At 65.2% G+C, this 17,596-nt stretch carries 18 protein-coding genes; 10 read left to right on the forward strand and 8 right to left on the reverse strand.

All coding sequences use genetic code 11. From position 1 onward, the window contains the following. Positions 1 to 6: 6 nt before the first annotated feature. Entirely contained in the window at positions 7 to 765 is a 759-nt protein-coding gene (locus ABID59_RS12190) for an SOS response-associated peptidase (RefSeq protein ID WP_354083531.1), read from the reverse strand. A gap of 63 nt (positions 766 to 828) precedes the next feature. Between ABID59_RS12190 and ABID59_RS12195 the strand changes: the two genes are divergently transcribed. From ABID59_RS12195 to ABID59_RS12210, 4 genes are all read left to right on the forward strand, one after another. Beyond that, positions 829 to 1,326 (forward strand): hypothetical protein, encoded by a 498-nt coding sequence (locus ABID59_RS12195; protein ID WP_148752144.1) that lies wholly within the window; start codon positions 829 to 831, stop codon positions 1,324 to 1,326. Positions 1,327 to 1,385: 59 nt separating this feature from the next. Next, positions 1,386 to 1,820, forward strand: coding sequence for an NUDIX hydrolase (locus ABID59_RS12200; protein WP_354083532.1), 435 nt, complete (start codon positions 1,386 to 1,388; stop codon positions 1,818 to 1,820). A gap of 47 nt (positions 1,821 to 1,867) precedes the next feature. Next, positions 1,868 to 2,245 carry a TIGR02301 family protein gene (locus ABID59_RS12205; protein WP_148752141.1) on the forward strand — a complete coding sequence of 126 codons (378 nt, stop codon included), beginning with the start codon at positions 1,868 to 1,870 and terminating at the stop codon, positions 2,243 to 2,245. 141 nt (positions 2,246 to 2,386) lie between these two features. Then, positions 2,387 to 2,653 carry a hypothetical protein gene (locus ABID59_RS12210; RefSeq protein ID WP_092227477.1) on the forward strand — a complete coding sequence of 89 codons (267 nt, stop codon included), beginning with the start codon at positions 2,387 to 2,389 and terminating at the stop codon, positions 2,651 to 2,653. A 40-nt stretch (positions 2,654 to 2,693) separates the two neighbouring features. On the opposite strand, the gene ABID59_RS12215 is transcribed toward ABID59_RS12210, so the two are convergent. The 5 genes from ABID59_RS12215 to ABID59_RS12235 form a co-directional block, all read right to left on the reverse strand. After that, a complete protein-coding gene (locus ABID59_RS12215; RefSeq protein ID WP_187434952.1) occupies positions 2,694 to 3,011 on the reverse strand; it encodes a cupredoxin domain-containing protein in 318 nt (105 codons plus the stop codon). Positions 3,012 to 3,024: 13 nt separating this feature from the next. Next, positions 3,025 to 3,558, reverse strand: a complete 534-nt coding sequence (locus tag ABID59_RS12220) for a DUF4142 domain-containing protein (RefSeq protein WP_148752139.1) — start codon at positions 3,556 to 3,558, stop codon at positions 3,025 to 3,027. A gap of 90 nt (positions 3,559 to 3,648) precedes the next feature. Continuing rightward, positions 3,649 to 4,338: an RNA polymerase sigma factor gene (locus tag ABID59_RS12225; RefSeq protein WP_354083534.1), complete on the reverse strand. Its 690-nt coding sequence runs from the start codon at positions 4,336 to 4,338 to the stop codon at positions 3,649 to 3,651. 97 nt (positions 4,339 to 4,435) lie between these two features. Continuing rightward, positions 4,436 to 5,305, reverse strand: coding sequence for a sulfurtransferase (locus ABID59_RS12230; RefSeq protein WP_354083535.1), 870 nt, complete (start codon positions 5,303 to 5,305; stop codon positions 4,436 to 4,438). Between the two features lie 163 nt (positions 5,306 to 5,468). Continuing rightward, positions 5,469 to 6,803 (reverse strand): dihydroorotase, encoded by a 1,335-nt coding sequence (locus ABID59_RS12235; protein WP_354083536.1) that lies wholly within the window; start codon positions 6,801 to 6,803, stop codon positions 5,469 to 5,471. Positions 6,804 to 6,904: 101 nt separating this feature from the next. Here ABID59_RS12235 and ygfZ point away from each other — a divergent pair, with 101 nt between their 5' ends. The 6 genes from ygfZ (at position 6,905) to ABID59_RS12265 (ending at position 13,480) form a co-directional block, all read left to right on the forward strand. Continuing rightward, a complete protein-coding gene (ygfZ, locus tag ABID59_RS12240; RefSeq protein ID WP_354083537.1) occupies positions 6,905 to 7,786 on the forward strand; it encodes a CAF17-like 4Fe-4S cluster assembly/insertion protein YgfZ in 882 nt (293 codons plus the stop codon). Beyond that, on the forward strand, positions 7,783 to 8,409 hold the full coding sequence (locus ABID59_RS12245) for a DNA-3-methyladenine glycosylase I (RefSeq protein WP_354033603.1): 627 nt from the start codon (positions 7,783 to 7,785) through the stop codon (positions 8,407 to 8,409). Before ygfZ ends, ABID59_RS12245 begins: the two co-directional genes overlap by 4 nt. Next, a complete protein-coding gene (locus ABID59_RS12250; RefSeq protein ID WP_354083538.1) occupies positions 8,406 to 9,020 on the forward strand; it encodes a YfbR-like 5'-deoxynucleotidase in 615 nt (204 codons plus the stop codon). The genes ABID59_RS12245 and ABID59_RS12250 overlap by 4 nt, the downstream gene beginning before the upstream one ends. Before the next feature lie 234 nt (positions 9,021 to 9,254). Beyond that, positions 9,255 to 9,761, forward strand: a complete 507-nt coding sequence (locus ABID59_RS12255) for a tyrosine phosphatase family protein (protein WP_148750000.1) — start codon at positions 9,255 to 9,257, stop codon at positions 9,759 to 9,761. A gap of 19 nt (positions 9,762 to 9,780) precedes the next feature. Beyond that, the gene (locus ABID59_RS12260; RefSeq protein WP_148750001.1) at positions 9,781 to 10,743 is read left to right on the forward strand and encodes an NUDIX hydrolase; all 963 of its coding nucleotides are present in this window, start codon (positions 9,781 to 9,783) and stop codon (positions 10,741 to 10,743) included. A 49-nt stretch (positions 10,744 to 10,792) separates the two neighbouring features. After that, a complete protein-coding gene (locus ABID59_RS12265) occupies positions 10,793 to 13,480 on the forward strand; it encodes a DUF2339 domain-containing protein (protein WP_354083539.1) in 2,688 nt (895 codons plus the stop codon). 3 nt (positions 13,481 to 13,483) lie between these two features. Here ABID59_RS12265 and ABID59_RS12270 read toward each other — a convergent pair whose 3' ends face one another. Together ABID59_RS12270 and ABID59_RS12275 are read right to left on the reverse strand one after the other, a co-directional pair. Further along, entirely contained in the window at positions 13,484 to 15,172 is a 1,689-nt protein-coding gene (locus ABID59_RS12270; protein WP_354083540.1) for a methyl-accepting chemotaxis protein, read from the reverse strand. Between the two features lie 281 nt (positions 15,173 to 15,453). Next, positions 15,454 to 17,424 carry a methyl-accepting chemotaxis protein gene (locus tag ABID59_RS12275; protein WP_148750004.1) on the reverse strand — a complete coding sequence of 657 codons (1,971 nt, stop codon included), beginning with the start codon at positions 17,422 to 17,424 and terminating at the stop codon, positions 15,454 to 15,456. Positions 17,425 to 17,596: the final 172 nt, after the last annotated feature.

Below are 17,596 nucleotides of genomic sequence, written 5' to 3' on the forward strand. Positions count from 1 at the left end.
GACCGCCTAAAACAACGACCCCTGCCCCTCGTCGGAGGACGCAGCAGCAACCTTCCGCGCGATCTTCTTCGGCTTCGCGGCCTCGGCTTCCATCTCTTCCGCGCTGATCGGCAAGAGCAGCTGTTCGTCGTCATTGGCGACACGGTTGACGCGGGTGGAGACCGGGTGCCAGGCGAATTCGCCGCGGCGCGGGGCCGTCATCAGCGGCAGGATCGCATCGACCTCGTCACTGCTGCAATCGAGCCAGCGTTCGAAATCGCGCGGACTGATGGTGACAGGCACGCGGTCATGCAGCGCGGCCAGATCCTCGCCAGCCGCCGCCGTGACGATCGCCACCGTATCGAGCTCCTCGCCGTTCGGCCCGACCCAGGTCTCGAACACCGCGGCAAGACCGAGCGGCGCACCGTCGGCGTGATAGATGAAGAATGGCTGCTTGCGGCCGTCGATGGACTTCCATTCATAATAGCCGTCAGCCGGGATCAGCCCACGCCGCCGGCGAATCGCGCGTTTGAACGCGGGCTTCTCCAGCGCCGTCTCGGAGCGGGCGTTGATCAAGAGCGTAAACCCCTTGGGATCCCTGACCCAGCCCGGCAGCAGGCCCCAGCGCATCAGGCGGAAATGGCGCGCGCCATTCTCGATCAGGACGACCGGTACCGGTTGCGTCGGTGCGACATTGTACCGGGGCGGGAAATTCGGCTGCTCAATATAGCCGAACAGCTGCCGCAAAGCCGCGGGGGCCGAAGTTATGACGAAGCGTCCACACATCTTAGGGCGTCCATATAGGGTCCGTTCAGGTCCTTTTAACCCCGAACGTTAACACTGCGGCCGATGAGCTCAACGGCCTCCCAACCCGCGACGCGCGCACAGACGGGCCCTGAAGCCGCGGCCTGGGCCGACCGGCTGCGCGTGGCCAACATCAACCCGCGGACCGGGCTTGCCACAGACTATCTCAACCATTTCAATGAAGCCGTGATGCTGCTCGAGATGGTCCCGGACATGCCGGAATGCGCGGAAGATTTTTTGACCTGGACGCCGCTGTCCTATGCCGAGCATTTCACCGCCTCGAACTTCAAGGCGCGTGATCTTGCGATCGAAGCCTATGAGAAGGCCGAGCCATCCGTGCGCGCCCAGTTCGACCACATCACCGACACCATGACCTCGATTCTATCAGCGGTCGGCTCGGCCATGCGCGAGGTCGAGAAGGACACGATCCGCGTCCGGCTCGCCGAGCAGGCCACCCTCTGGGTCAAGCCGCTGATCGCGGCCTGCGGCGGCATCATCAATGGCGGCGCGGAAGCCGACGTCGACACTATCATGGCGAATTGAGCCAAGTACCTGAAGACAAGTACCTGAAGACAAGTAGCTGAAGACAGGTAGCTGAAGAAATGGCCTCGGTCGCCCAGCCCACCCACCCCCAGATCGCGGTCAGTGCGGCCATCTTCCGCGACGGCAAGGTGCTACTGACCCGCCGCGCCCGCTCGCCCGCCAAGGGGTTCTATTCGCTGCCCGGCGGCCGGGTCGAATTCGGCGAATCGCTGCACCAGGCGCTGAGCCGCGAGGTCGACGAGGAAACCGGGCTGGAGATCGAGATCGTCAGCCTTGCCGGCTGGCGCGAGGTGCTGCCGGCCGCACCCCGTGCCGGCCATTATTTGATCATGTCATTTGCCGCCCGCTGGGTGGCCAGGGAACCTGCCCTGAACGACGAGCTCGACGATTACCGCTGGATTGCCCCGGACGCTTTGGGGAGCCTTGGCGACATCAAGCTGACCGGAGGGCTGGAGGAGATCATCCAGTCCGCCCACCGGCTGATCGGTCCCTGAGCGCCCCGCCTTGCGTCATCAGCCCTGAGGGGGCATACAGCCCGCCGATGTCGACGCGATTTCTGGCCATTTTTGTCCTGATTCTCGCCTGCGCTTCCGCGCCCGCCCGGGCCCAGGACGTGGCGGCGCCGTTCGACGCCGATTTGCAACGGCTGGCCGAGATCCTTGGTGGCCTACATTATCTGCGCGGCATCTGCGGCACCAACGAGGGCAACAAATGGCGCAGCGAGATGCAGGCGCTGATCGATGCCGAAACCCCCGCCGGCGAGCGCCGCACCCGCATGATCGCCGGCTTCAACCGCGGCTATAACGGCTTTCAGCAGACTTACCGGAGCTGCACGCCGGCGGCGACGGTGGCGATCCGCCGCTATATCGAGGAAGGCTCGAATATCTCGCGGAATCTCACGGCGCGTTACGCGAACTGAGTTCGCGGGAACCGTGTCATCGACTTTGTTCACAGCCGTTAACCGTTCCTAAAGATGTGGCCTAGCGGTCGTTAATGCGCGTGCTACACCACTTGCACCAGCGCATCGCCGTGGATCGCGCCCCAGCCCTGATTGAGATTCATGAGCCAGCCGATTTCCTACGCCCCCGCCCGCGCGCCGCTGCCCGATCACGAGCAGAAACAAGCCGCACTGAGCTATCTCAACGAGGCCTGGGCCGAAGCGCGCCATGATGGCGTCGACGGCGATTGCCTGGCGCAGGCGAGCCTGTTTGCGGCGCTTGCCGAGCTCGTCGGCACCTATGGCGAGGACGCGGTGGCGAAATTCGTCGAGGGTTTTCCTGCCCGCATCCGCAACGGCGAATTTTCGGTCTGCCTCGCAAGGCAGTAAAGACCGCCAGCAACGCCCTGCCACACGAGCGCGCCCTCCCTTACGGCTCGATCTTGAGCGTCGCTCTCATGTTGGGATGGTAGCGACAGTAATAATCGACGGTTCCTGCCTTCTTCAGAACTGACGTCGCCGACTTCCCCGGCGGCAGCGTGACGTCGAAATCACCGTTTTTCGCGGTGGCGGTGTGGGCGAAGACGTCCTTGTTGATCCATGCGATGGTGTCGCCAACCTTCGCCGACACCTTAGCCGGTGAGATCACGAGATTCTCCATCGTGATCTCTATCGTCGCGGCGCGCGCCGGAACGACCATCGCCGCGAAGACAAGCGCCACAGCGATCGAAGACAGCCGTCCCGACATCAACGCAAGCTCCCTATTTCAGCTCGGCCGCGACGTGCTCGGCATGCTGCTGATGGCCCTGAAAGATCTTCAGGCCGGTCTGCAACAGGCTCTTCAGCTCGGCATTGCTCGCGGACGGAATGAGCTGGGTCTCCAGCGCACCATTGACCGTCTTGTGATAGGCGACCTCGTTCGCGACATAGGCCTTGTCGAACGCAGCGCCGTCGAGCTTGTCGAGCTCGGCCAGCTTGTCGCTCGCCTGCTTCGACAGCGCCTTGCTAGTGTCGTTATCCTCCGGCGTGACGTTCAGCTTCTTGACCAGCGCGAGCGCCTGCTTGTTGACCGCCTCGTGGTCGCGCAGCATGTCCTCGGCAAACGCCTTGACGTCCTTGTTCCTGGCTTTTTTCTCCGCCTGCTTGGCAGCGTTGATGTCGATCACGCCGGCGGTGTAGGCGATGTGAGCGATCTGCGGATCGGTGAGCTTGTCGGCAGCGCTCGCGCCTTGCAGCAGCACGGGGCTGGACAACAGAATGGCTGCGGCGATCGCCGCGCTCCAACGAACGAACATGGTTTGACACTCCTGTGCTGCCGGACGTTTTTCCGGCGTTGCTTCACAGGAATTGGATGGGAGTTTCGCGCAAACGTTCCCGAACAATTTTCAGCCGCCGATCCCGAGTCGCTTCAGCACTGACACGGTCAGGCGCTCGCAGCGCCAGCCGGCAAACGGGAACGCGTCCATCATCACCGGGCCGATCTCCTTCTCGACATTTTCGCGCAGCATGGTTCGGGCGCGGTGCAATCGCGTCTTCACCGTCTCGGGTTTGACGCCGAGCAGATCGGCGGTCTCCTCGATGTTCATGCCCTCCATGACGCGTGCGACGAACACCATGCGGAAGACGTCCGGCAACTCGTCGATGGCGCGTTCGACGACGCGCTGGATTTCACGTTGGGCCATGGTCCTTTCCGGATCGCCTGCGGGAGAAACGGGAAATTTGATGATCTGCGCCTCGAGCGCGGCTTCGGGCACCGAACCGAGCTCGACGTGCGGCCTGGCGCTGCGCGCCCGTCCAAGCGCCTCGTTGATGGCGATGCGGGACAGCCAGGTCGACAGTCCGGACTCGCCCCTGAAGCCGTCGAGATGGGTGAAGGCGCGGACATAGGTTTCCTGCACCACATCCTCGGCTTCGCTGTCGTTGCGCAGGATGCCGCGCGCGAGCCGGTAAAGCCTGCGGTTGTTGGCCTGCATGATCTCGCGGAGCGCGGCCTCGTCACGGCCCCGCGCGCGGTCGATCAGCTCGGCTTCCGATGATGTAGCGCCGGCGGATAGGCCGGCTGCAGTGCGTTGCATGGCGGTCACCTGCTCGTTTCCGTTAGTTCCAGACATTGGATGCAGGCCGGCAGAGAAGGTTCCCAATTTTCTTACCCTGGAGGGCAAGATTCGCCGCCTAATCCGTCTCGATCGGCAGCGCCGCATCCCTTGCCCACTCGCCCATTGAGGCATCGTAGAGCGTCAGCTTGTCGTAGCCGAGCTGCGTCAGCAGAAACAGGTCGATCGTCGCCGAGATGCCGCCGCCGCAATACAGGATCACGTTCTTGTCGCGCGTGACGCCCTGGGCGGCGAATTTCGCCTCGGCATCGGCGAGCGTCGTCAGGGTCTTGTCAGCATTCACGAGCGTTGCAGCCGACACGTTGACGCTGCCCGGCACGCGGCCGGGCCGGCCGTAGCGGCTCGGCTCAAGACCTTTATGAAACTGCGGCCCGAGTGCGTTGACGGTGACGGCCGAGGGATCGCCGATACGCGCCTTCACGGTCGTCTTGTCGACGAAGAATCCGGCGCGCGGCGCGGCCTTGAAGATCGTCGCCGGATAGCCCTTCGGTGCGCCTGTCACGACAGGCCGCCCCTCTTGCTTCCATTTGTCGAAGCCGCCGTCGAGCACCTGTGCGTCGACGCCGAGCGAGCGCAGCATCCACCAGAACCGCGTCGACCACATCACGGTGCCGATGCTGTAGAGCACGATGGTCTTGCTTGCATCCGCGCCGTGCCGACCGAAGGCGGCTTCGAGCTGGGCCACGCCCAGCATCATGAAGAATTGCTCCGCGGAGATGTCGGAAAACTCCCCCTGCAGATCGAGGAAATCAGCGCCCGGGATGTGGCCGGCCGCGAACGTCTTGTCGCCGGGAACGGCGCGATACGGCACGTCGCTGCCGGGTGGGACAGGCTCGTTGTAGGTCGTGCAGTCGTAGAGGCGGAGGTTCGGATCGCAGAGAATGACGGCGAGCTGCTCGGTGGTGATGAGGGCGTTTGGCTGGGACATTGTGTGCTCTCCCAATTTGAGCTTGCGCTTCGAGGCACACTGTCATTGCCCGCGAAAGCGGGCAATCCAGTATTCCAGAGGCTGCAGTCGTATCAGCCAACTCTCGCCACGGCGTACTGGATGCCCCGGTCAAGCCGTGGCATGACAGCGGAGCGAGAAGCCCCTACTGCTTCAGCGTCTCCAGGAATCGCACCGGCTCGCCCTGCGAGGCCGTCACCAGCTCGCCCTGCCACATCACGCGGCGGCCGCGGATGAAGGTGCCGACGGGCCAACCCGTGACGCGGACGCCATCATAGGGTGTCCAGCCGGCCTTGGATGCCACCCATTTGTTGGTGATGGTCTCGTTGCGCTTTAGATCGACAATCGTGAAGTCGGCATCGTAACCGGCGGCGATGCGGCCCTTGCAGGCCATGTTGTAGAGGCGCGCGGGACCGGCGCTGGTGAGATCGACGAACCTTGCGAGCGACAGCCGGCCGGCGTTGACATGGTCGAGCATCAGCGGCACCAGCGTCTGCACGCCGGTCATGCCGGAGGGCGACGCCGGATAGGTCTTCTGCTTCTCTTCCAGCGTATGCGGGGCGTGGTCGGAGCCGAGCACGTCGATGATGCCCTGCTCGATGCCGCGCCAGATGCCGGCGCGGTGATCGGCGCCGCGCACCGGCGGGTTCATCTGCGCCAGCGTGCCGAGCCGCTCGTAGCATTCGGGTGCAACCAGCGTGAGATGATGCGGCGTCGCCTCGCAGGAGGCGACATCCTTGTGGTCGCGCAAATATTCGATCTCTTCCTTGGTCGAGATGTGCAGCACGTGGATGCGTTTGCCGGTCTCGTGCGCGAGCTTGACGAGGCGCTGCGTCGCCATCAGCGCCGCGGTCTCGTCGCGCCAGACCGGATGCGAACGCGGATCGCCCTCGATGCGGAGCGCCTTGCGATCGTTGAGGCGATACTCGTCCTCGGCATGGAACGCCGCGCGGCGGCGGATCACCTGAAAGATGCGGCGCAGGCTCTCGTCGTCCTCCACCAGCAGCGCGCCGGTCGAGGAGCCGATGAACACTTTCACGCCGGCACAGCCGGGCGCGCGCTCGAGCACAGGCAGATCCTGCACGTTCTCGCGGGTGCCGCCGATGAAGAAGGCGAAATCGCAATGCATGCGGTGATGGGCGCGCTTCACCTTGTCGCTGAAAGTCGCCTCCGTCACAGTGAGCGGCGAGGTGTTCGGCATCTCGAACACGGCGGTGACGCCGCCCATCACGGCGCTGCGCGAGCCGGTCTCGAGGTCTTCCTTCTGCTCCAGCCCGGGCTCGCGGAAATGCACCTGCGTGTCCATCACGCCGGGCAGGATGTGCAGGCCCTTGCAGTCGATCACCTCGGCGGCGGAGCCTTGCGACAGCGGGCCAAGCTCGGCGATGCGACCGCCTGCGATGCCGATATCGCGAACAGCCTCGCCGTTCTGGTTGACGACGGTGCCGCCCTTGAGGATCACATCGAAACGCTGGGTCATGGCTGGAGACCTCTCTCATCCCCAAGCGCAGGGCTCGAGGTCTTGTCGTTTATGCCTTGCGGGCTTACGTTCCGGAGCACCATGTCGCAAGAGATTTTCGCATGAAATCAGCGTTTCTTCCGGACCGGGGCGTGATCAAGGTCGCGGGCGAGGATGCGCGCAACTTCCTCAACGGCCTCATCACGACCGATATCGACAAGCTCAAGCCGGGCCTGGGGCGATTCGGCGCGCTGCTGACGCCGCAGGGCAAGATCATCGTGGACTTCCTGATCACGGAAGTCCCCGCCGGCCATGGCGGCGGGTTCCTGATCGACTGCCCGAAACCGCTGGCCGACGGCCTCGCCACCAAGCTGAAATTCTACAAGCTGCGCGCCAAGGTGACGGTGGACAACCTCTCCGACGATCTCGGCGTGCTCGCGGCCTGGGACGGCCAGCTGGCGGCTCAGCCTGATCTCGCCTTTGCCGATCCACGCAACGAGCATCTCGGCACTCGCATCCTGATCCCCGAGGATCTCAAGCAGAAACTCTCAGACCTGATCGGCGCCGAGCTGGTCGATGCCGCCGACTACGAGGCGCATCGCATCGCACTCGGCGTGCCGCGCGGCGGGCTCGATTTCATGTACAGCGATGCGTTCCCGCACGAGACCAATATGGACCGCCTCGCCGGTGTCGATTTCGACAAGGGCTGCTATGTCGGCCAGGAGGTCGTCTCGCGCATGCAGCATCGCGGCACCGCGCGCACCCGCAGCGTGAAGGTACTGCTCGAGGGCTCCTCGCCCGAGGCTGGTGTCAGTGTCATGGCCGGCGACAAGTCCGTCGGCACCATGGGCTCGTCGGCGCAAGGCAAGGGCATTGCGCTGGTGCGCATCGACCGCGTTGCGGACGCGCTCGATGCCGGGCAGCCGCTGACCGCTGGCGGCCTCGCGTTGAAGCTGGCAGAACCTGATGTCGTCCGCATTCCCGCAAAGCAGCCCACCGCATGAGCCGTGCTCCCCGCCTGCATCCCGACGGAAAGACCCGCTGCCCATGGCCCGGCGAAGATCCGCTCTATGTCGCCTATCACGACATCGAATGGGGCGTGCCCGAGTATGACGACCGCGCGCTCTATGAAAAGCTGATCCTCGACGGCTTTCAGGCCGGCCTCTCCTGGATCACGATTTTGCGCAAGCGCGACAATTTCCGCAAAGCGTTCGACGATTTCAAGCCGGAGAAGATCGCGCGCTACAACGACAAGAAGGTGCACGCGTTGATGAACGACGTCGGCATCGTGCGCAACCGCGCCAAGATCGACGGCGCGATCCTCAGCGCAAAATCCTATCTCGACATCATGGAGAAGGGTCCCGGCTTTTCGAAGCTGTTGTGGAATTTCATGGACGGCCGGCCCAAGGTCAACAATTTCAAGACCACGGCAAGCGTGCCGGCCTCGACACCTTTGTCGGTGCAGGTCTCCAAGGAGTTGTCCTCGCGCGGCTTCAAGTTCGTCGGGCCGACCATCGTCTATGCCTTCATGGAGGCGACCGGCATGGTCAACGACCATCTCGTCGACTGCCACTGCCACGCGACCTGCAGCAAGATGCAGCGCAAGCCGCGCCTCAAGGCCAAATGACGGCCGGGAAGACTTCACGCGACGTGGCTTCCCGCGCCTGGCAGCGCATGCTGTCGGGCCGGCGGCTCGATCTGCTCGATCCCTCTCCGCTCGATGTCGAGATCGGCGACATCGCGCATGGGCTCGCGCGCGTCGCCCGCTGGAACGGGCAGACCATTGGCGCACATATCTTCTCGGTGGCGCAGCACACGCTGCTGGTGGAAACCGTGCTGCGGCACGAGATGCCGGGCGTCGATCAGCGCATGCGCCTCGCCGCGCTGCTGCACGACGCGCCCGAGTACGTGATCGGCGACATGATCTCGCCGTTCAAGGCGGTGCTCGACGGCCATTACAAGGCCGTGGAGAAGCGCCTGCTCGGTGCCATCCACATCCGCTTCGGCCTGCCGCCCGTTCTCGCGGACGAGATCACGCTGGCGATCAAGGCCGCCGATCGCGGCGCGGCCTATCTGGAGGCGACCGAGCTCGCCGGCTTCAGCGAGAGCGAGGCGAAGCGCCTGTTCGGGAGGGATCCGGGCCTCTCCGACAACGTCCGACGCGACTACCTGACGCCTTGGACGGCGGCGCGGGCCGAGAAGCAGTTTCTGGAGCGGTTTGGCGCCGTGTTTGCGTAGGTGCTGTCATGGGTCGATGGCGCTACTAATTCCGTCGTCGTCCCGGCGAAGGCCGGGACCCATAACCCAAGGGAGAAGTTGCGGTGCGAAACTGACAACCACGAGTCTTCGCAAAACCCGATCTTGTGGTTATGGGTCCCGGATCTGCACTCCGCTTCGCTGCGTTTGTCCGGGACGACGGTGAGGCTTTGCCCACTCTACGGTCGCGGCTATAATCAAGAAAAAGGTCCCCCCATGATCCACGTCTGTTCCCTCGCCGCACTTCCCGAAACCGTCCGCCGCACCGGGGCCAGCCATGTGCTGACGGTGATGGCCAATGTCGAGCAGGTGGCGCGGCCGGTGTCGGTGCTCCCTGCCAACCATCTCAAGGTGTCGATGGACGACATCACCGAGGAGATGGACGGTTTCGTCGCGCCCTCGGAGACGCATGTCGAGCAGGTGCTGAATTTCGTTCGCGGCTGGGACCGCAGCGCACCGCTGGTGGTGCATTGCTATGCCGGCATCAGCCGCTCCACCGCAAGCGCGTTCGCCACGGCGTGCGCGCTCAATCCGAATCGCGACGAGATCGAGATCGCCAAGAAAATCCGCGCGGCCTCCCCGATCGCCTCGCCGAACCGGCGCATCGTCAGCTTGGCCGACCGCGCACTGGGGCGCAACGGCCGCATGTTGCGCGCGCTCGACGAGATGGGCCCGGGCGCCATGATGGTCGAGGGCCACCCCTTCGTGATCGAGCTCGAATGACATCAGCGATCGTCACCGAATGAGCGATAAGCTGCTGACGCCGATCGAGATCGGCCTGACCGCTGCGATCGTCGCGATCGAGGAGCATGAGCCGCTGGTGCTGACCGCGCGCGGCGGCGACGGCTTGACCGGACTGCCGTTCGGTCCGTTCGATGCGCCGAGCCATCGCACCTTCGAGATCGGCCTGCGCGCCTGGGTCGAGGAACAGGCGGGCTTGCGGCTGGGCTATGTCGAGCAGCTCTACACCTTTGGCGATCGCGGCCGCCATGCGGAAGCCGGCGACACCGGCGCGCATATGGTGTCGATCGGCTATCTCGCGCTGACGCGCGCCGCCGAAGGCACTGCGAACGCGGCGAGCTTCGAGCCCTGGTATCGTTTCTTCCCCTGGGAAGACTGGCGCGAGGCGCCGCCTGCGATCATTGCCCGCGACATCATCCCGGCGCTGACCGCATGGGCCGAGGAAGAAACGCCGGAAACCACACGCGCGCTGCCGCGAAAAGATCGCGTACGCTTCTATTTCGGCCTCGAGGGTGCTTCTTGGGACGAGGAGCGCGTGCTCGATCGCTATGAACTCCTGTACGAGGCAGGCTTGGTCGAGGAGGCGCGGCGCGACGGCCGGCCGGCGGCATTGGCGCGCAGGACGCTGCCCCCGCTCGGCACCTCCATGCGGTTCGACCACCGCAGAATCCTCGCCACGGGAATTGCGCGGCTGCGCGCGAAGTTGAAGTATCGTCCTGTGGTATTTGAACTTTTGCCCGCCGAGTTCACACTCACTGAGTTGCAGTATACGGTGGAGGCGATCTCCGGCCGGCACCTGCACAAGCAGAATTTCCGCCGTCTGGTTGAAACCGAAGCCCTGGTCGAACCGACCGGCGTGATGTCGACACAGACCGGCGGGAGACCGGCGGCGCTCTATCGCTTCCGCCGCGACGTGCTCCAGGAGCGGCCGGCGCCCGGCTTGCGCGTGCGCTCCCGGCGCTAGATCCAAGATTTGCGATCGGCCCCCGCCCGCCGATTGCCTGGAGGCCTTAATGTTCGACGCCCCGTTCGACGACCTTGCGATTCTCATTGCGATCGTCGCCTTCCTGATCGCGATCAAGGCCACCAGCCAGGCGACTGAACTGCGCCGGCGGATGAACTCGCTCGAGGCAATGCTGTACGCGCAACGGCAGGTGCAGCCGCCACCGCTGATGCCCACGCCGGCGCCCGAAGCGCCCGCGACAATTGCCGCGGAGCCACCGCCGCTCGCGCCCGAAACCGAGCTGGCGCCGCCGCCGGTCACCGAACAAGTTACGCCGCCACCGTTCGAGGCGAGCACCGACAATATCGCGCCCCCCGTGCCCGCCGCAGAACCGGGCTTCGAAGAACGGCTCGGCACCCGCTGGGTGGTGTGGATCGGCGGACTTGCGCTCGCACTCGGCGGCTTCTTCATGGTGCGCTATTCGATCGAGGCCGGCCTGGTCGGCCCCGGCGTGCGTGTGTTCCTCGGCGGCCTGTTCGCGCTCGCTTTGCTGGGCGCCGGCGAATGGACGCGGCGCAGGGAGAGCATCTCGACGATCGCGGCGTTGCCGATCGCCAACATCCCCGCGATCCTCACCGCGGCCGGAACCGCGGTCGCGTTCGCAACGGTGTATGCGGCCTACGCGCTCTATGACTTCCTGGTGCCCGCCACGGCCTTCGTGCTGCTCGGCCTCGTCGCGCTCGGCACGCTCGCGGCAGCACTGCTGCACGGGCCGGCGCTCGCGGGCCTCGGCGTGGTCGGCGCCTTCGCGACGCCGGTGCTCGTCTCCAGCGGCAAGCCGGACTATTGGGCGCTCTACATCTATCTGGCCATCGTCACCGCCGCGAGCTTTGGTCTCGCCCGTATCCGGCTGTGGCGCTGGCTCGCGGTCACCACCATCGTCTTCGCGGTACTCTGGATCTTCCCGGGACTGGAAGTGAGCGATTTGCAGGTCGCGCCGCATGCCTTCCATGTGATCGCCGGCTTCGTGCTCGCCGCGCTGCTCGTCGTCTGCGGCTTCATATTCGGCCCTACCATCGAGGACGGGCAGATCGAGCCGGTCTCGTCGAGCGCTCTCGGCGCCTATCTGTTCGGCGCGATGCTGATCGTGCTGTCGAGCGCGCATGCCGATCTCGCGCTGATCGCCTTCACGTTGCTCGTTGCGGCGACGCTCTTCGTCGCCTGGCGGGCAGAGGCTGCCGTCGGCGCGCTGGGTGCAGCCGCTGCGACCGTGTTCATCGTGTTCGCCGAATGGGCCGTGCGCGCCAATCCCGACATGTTGGTGCTGCCGGGCGGCCCCATGCCCGGCATCACGCCGACCGCCACCGACAGCGCAGTGACGCTGCACCTCGTGATGGCCGCGATCTTCGCCGCCGGCTTCGGCATCGCGGGCTTCTTCGCGCAGGGGCGCTCGAGCTCAGCGATCATTCCCGTAGTGTGGTCGGCGGCGGGTGTCGCCACGCCGATCGCGATCCTGGTCGCGCTCTATGCCCGCATCGCCCATCTCGACCGCTCGATCCCGTTTGCGATCCTCGCGGTGCTGCTCGCTGCTGCCTTCGCGGCGGCGACCGAAACGCTCACGCGCCGCGAGACCCGGCCGGGCGTTGCGATCTCCACTGCGCTGTTTGCGACCGGCACGCTCGGCGCACTGGCGCTGGCGCTGACCTTCGCGCTGGAGAAGGGCTGGCTCACCATCGCGCTGGCGCTGATGTCGCTCGGCACCGCCTGGATTGCGATGCCGCGACCGATCCCGTTCCTGCGCTGGCTCGCCGCCATCTTCGCCAGCATCGTCACCGCGCGCATCCTTTACGACCCCCGCATCGTCGGCGATGCCGTCGGCACCACGCCGATCTTCAACTGGCTGCTGTGGGGCTATGGCCTGCCGGCCGCCTCGTTCTGGGCTGCGAGCATCTTCCTGCGACGACGCGGTGACGACGCGCCGCTGCGCATGGTGGAGGCGGCCGCGATCCTGTTCACCGCGCTGCTCGCCTTCATGGAGGTTCGCCATCTCGCAACCAGCGGCGACATGATCGCAGCGCCGTCACTGCTCGAAGCAGGCCTCCAGGTCTGCGTGTCATTGGCCATGGCGATCGGGCTGGAGCGATTGCGGCTGCGCAGCCACAGCATCGTGCACAACGTCGGCGCGGTCGTGCTCACTGCAATCGCCGGCTTCATCAGCGTGTTCGGCTTGCTGTTCCTGGAGAACCCGCTGCTGTGGCGCATCGATGTCGGCGGCGCCGTGTTCAACCTGCTGCTGCTTTGCTACGCGCTGCCGGCGGTGCTGATGCTGCTGCTCGCCTATGCGGTCGCCGGTGCGCGCGGCAAAGTCTATGCGAACACCATCGCGGGTGCCGCCCTTGTGTTTGCGCTGTCGTACCTGACGCTGGAGATCCGCCGCTTCTATCACGGCCCGTTGCTCACCAGCGGCGAGACCACGGGGGCGGAGCAATACAGCTATTCGATCGGCTGGCTCGCCTTCGGCGTCGTGCTGCTCGGCATCGGCCTAACAGTGAACTCCGAGCGGGCGCGGCTGGCGTCGGCCGCCGTCATCGCGCTGACGATCCTGAAGGCCTTCGTGATCGACATGTCGACGCTGACCGGCGTCTACCGCGCGCTGTCGTTCATGTGCCTCGGCATCGTGCTGGTCGCGATCGGCTGGCTGTACCAGCGCATCCTGTTCCGGCGGCAGGCTCCGCCGGTTCAACAAACAGGCAGTTGAGGATCAGGCCGCGCGGACCGATTCAAGGAACTGCGCGACCTCGACCTTGAGGCGCGTACTGTCGGTCGCGAGCGATCTCGCCGCCGACAGCACCTGCGTCGAGGCCGAGCCGGTCTCGATCGCGCCGCGCTGCACGTCGGTGATGTTCATCGAGACTTCCTGTGTGCCGAGCGAGGCCTGCTGCACGTTACGCGAGATCTCCTGCGTGGCCGCGCCCTGCTCCTCGACCGCGGCGGCGATCGCGGAGGATACTTCCGACAACCGCTCGATGGTACCGCCGATCTCCTGGATCGCGCTGACCGATTCCTGCGTCGCCGCCTGGATGCCTGCGACCTGCGCCCCGATCTCGCCGGTCGCCTTCGCGGTCTGCTCCGCCAGCGCCTTGACCTCGGAGGCGACGACGGCGAAGCCGCGGCCGGCTTCGCCTGCGCGCGCCGCTTCGATGGTGGCGTTCAGCGCCAGCAGATTGGTCTGGCCCGCGATGGTGTTGATCAGCTCGACGACGTCACCGATGCGGGAAGCCGCCTGCGACAGCTCGTTGACGCGCGCATTGGTGCGCGCCGCCTGGTCGACCGCTTCCGCGGCCATGCGCGCCGAATCCTGCACGCGACGGCTGATCTCGGTGACGGAGGACGACAGCTCTTCCGAGGCTGACGCAACCGACTGCACGTTGGTCGATGCTTCCTCGGACGCCGCGGCGACCGCCGTCGCGAGCTCCTGACCGCGCTGCGCGGTATTGGTCAACGTCGTTGCGGACGCCTCGAGCTCGGTCGAGGCCGAAGAGACGGTACCGACGACTTCGCCGATCATGGCCTCGAACTTGCGGGTGATGGCATCGACGCGGCGGCCGCGTTCGATCTTGGCCTCGGCATCGCGCGCGGCCGCCTCGTCGGCGGCCCTCTTGGCGATCAGCGCTTCCTTGAAGATCTGGAGCGCATCCGCCATCGAACCGATCTCGGTCTTGTCGCCACGGTGCGGCACCTCTGCCGAGAGGTCGCCCTCGCCGAGCGACTGCATCGGTTTGATGATAGAGGCAATGCCGCGCGAGACGTCGCGGACGAGATAATAGGCCGCGCCGATCGCGACCACGACCGAAGCGATGATGATGCCGACCAGCACGCGGAAGATCGTGGCGTAGCTGTCGGCCGCCTGCTTGGTCTCCAATTCGGCGCCGCGGTTGTTGAGCTCGATGTCCTTCGTCAACAACGGATCGGCGGCCTGGGCCATCTTCGCGACCTTGGTCTGCAGCAGCTCGTTGGCGTCGGCCGGGAACTTGCCGGGGCTCTTGCGCGATAGCGCCATCACGTCCTGCACACCGTTCAGATACTCGCCCCAAGCCGTCGTCCATTGTCCGTAGATGGAGCGCTCCTCGGCGGTCGTGATGAGCGCCTCGTAGGTCTTGCGGGTCTGCTCGATGCGTTCGCGCAGCGAGGCGAGGCGCTTTTCGGCCGCTTCCTTGCCCTCGGCGGTGTCCTGCATCAGGTGCAGACGGAGCGCGACGCGCAGCTCATTGACATCAGCGCGGATCGAGCCCAGCGCACGGACGCTCGGCAGCCAGCTTTGCGCGATCTCGACGGTGTGGGAATTGATGTTCTGCATGGTGCCGATCGCCACGACGCCGACGCCGGCGAGCGAGAGCACGAGGACCGACAACACGGTCAGAAGCTTGAAGACGATCGACAACTTCGACATCACGACAATCCCGATGATACGTAAACGCACAAGTCGCCCGCGCCGCGACCGTCGCGGCGGACGGGGCGGTGGTCATTCCAACGATGCTGGCTGGTTCTTATCCGGTAGGATTGCGCTCATAGTTGCAAACAGGCGTTAACAAGAACCTAGGGGAACCACTGATTTGCCGATTTCCGACACTTAGCCCGACTGCAATCATTTGTTGCGGCCGCACCGATACCCCGTCACGCCACACCCCCGCACCGGTGCAATACAGCATTGGGATGTGACGACCTGCGCCGTCAGGCCGCCCGCACCGAATCCAGGAAGCGCGCGACCTCGCTCTTCAGCCGGCTGCTCTCCTGCGACAGCGATTGCGCCGCCGAATGGACCTGGGCCGACGCAGCCCCGGTCTCGCCCGCGCCGCGCTGGACTTCGCCGATATTGGCCGATACGTCCGAGGTACCCTGCGCGGCATGCTGGATGTTGCGAGAGATCTCCTGCGTGGCGGCGCCCTGCTCCTCGACAGCGGCGGCAATGGTCGAGGAGATTTCCGACATCCGCGCGATGGTGTCGCCGATCTCCTTGATCGCGCTGACGGAGTCCTCCGTCGCGGTCTGGATCGCGCCGATGTGCTGGCCGATTTCGCCGGTTGCTTTCGCGGTCTGCTCGGCCAGCGCCTTCACCTCGCTCGCCACCACGGCAAACCCCCGGCCCGCCTCACCGGCGCGCGCCGCCTCGATCGTGGCGTTGAGAGCCAGCAGATTGGTCTGGCCGGCAATAGTGTTGATCAGATCGACCACGTCACCAATGCGCCCCGCGGCCTTGGTCAACTCGCCGACCCGCGCATTGGTGCGCTGCGCCTGCTCGACAGCGACGTCGGCGACGCGCGCCGATTCCTGCACCTGACGGCTGATCTCGGAGATCGACGACGTCATCTCCTCGCTCGCTGACGACACCGACTGCACATTCGCGGACGCTTCCTCCGAGGCCGATGCTACCGAGGTGGCAAGCCCGTTGGAGCGCTCTGCCGCGCGCGTCAGCGTATTGGAAGAGGCTTCGAGCTCGGTTGCCGCCGATGAGACGGTCTCGATGATCTCGCCGACTGCGCCTTCGAAATCATCGGCGAGCCGCTTCATGTCCGCCTTGCGCTGCGCTCGCCGTCGCGTGTCGGCTTCCGCCTGCTCGGCGCGCAGCCGCTCGGCTTCCGTCATGTTGGTTCGGAACACCTCGACCGCACCGGCCATCTCGCCGATCTCGTCCTGGCGTCCGACGCCGGGTACGGCAACCGAGAGTTCGCCGCGCGCAAGCCGCGTCATCGCGTCGACCATGCCGGACAATGTCTTCGAGATCGAGCGTCCGAGCAGGAAGCCGACCACGGTCAGCACCGCAACGGTGACGAGGAACGCGATCATCATCCACATGCGCACTGCGTCGCGGGTCGCCGCTTCGGCGACGTCGGCCTGCTTGTCGAGGCGCTCGACCGTGGCTCGCACCTCCCGCATCCCGGGCTCGAGCTCGCGGAACGTCTGCATCATGCTGGCATCCAGGGCCGCACTCTGCTGCGCGGTCTCGGCCCAGGCCGCGAACTCGGACAGGTATTTCTGGAGCTTGGCCGTGACGTCGTTCATCACCGTCGTCGGGACTGCGACGACCTCAATCGCCTTGGAGAATTCAACGGCGGCCTTCTTCACCTCGGCAATGTATTTTGGGTCGCGCCGCAACATGAAGTCCTTCTCGTGCCGGCGCATCATCAGCATCCAGCTCGTCGTCCTGGGATCGTCGATCTCCTTCAGCTTCGCCTCGATGTCATGCACCGCGGCGCGTAGCGAACCGGACAGGCCGAGCGTCTCGTTCAACCCGAGCCTGGTTTCGGCAGCGACCAGCGCGTTGAAATCCGCAGTGTAGCGCTTGAAGCCCTCCTGGGCCTGCTTCGTCTTCTCGGACAGAGCGCCCATACCGCCTGCCGACATCAGCCGTTCGACCTCGTCGAAATCGCGGTTGATCGGGCCGATCAGCTCGGCATGTGACTTGGCATAGCTCTCGTTGCGGCGCTGCTGAAAATTCTTCTCGTTGCGGCGAGCCTCCAGCATCTCGATCGAGAGCTGCTTGTTGAGGTCGGCGATCGCGCGGGCGCGGTTGGCAATTTCGCGGGAGGCGTCCTGGGAGAGGCTGCCGATTTCATAGATCGCACCGAAGGCGACGAGACCGACGAGGCCGAAGAGTCCGATCGCCATCACCTTATGGGTCAGGCGGATGGAAAGGCCGCTCATGAATGTGCTCCAAAGCGCTATGACGTAATAGAGAAGGGCGACTCAACGCCCGGAATATTGCGGGTATCATGCCTGCGTCGCTTTTCCGGAAGGTTAACCCTGCATCTCATTCGTCGCAGCGCCGCAACATGCGCGCGAGCAAACGCCACGCAATTGCGCGCGGCGGTTGCTA

Source organism: Bradyrhizobium sp. S3.3.6, from assembly GCF_040546905.1.
GTDB classification, from domain to species: domain Bacteria; phylum Pseudomonadota; class Alphaproteobacteria; order Rhizobiales; family Xanthobacteraceae; genus Bradyrhizobium; species Bradyrhizobium cytisi.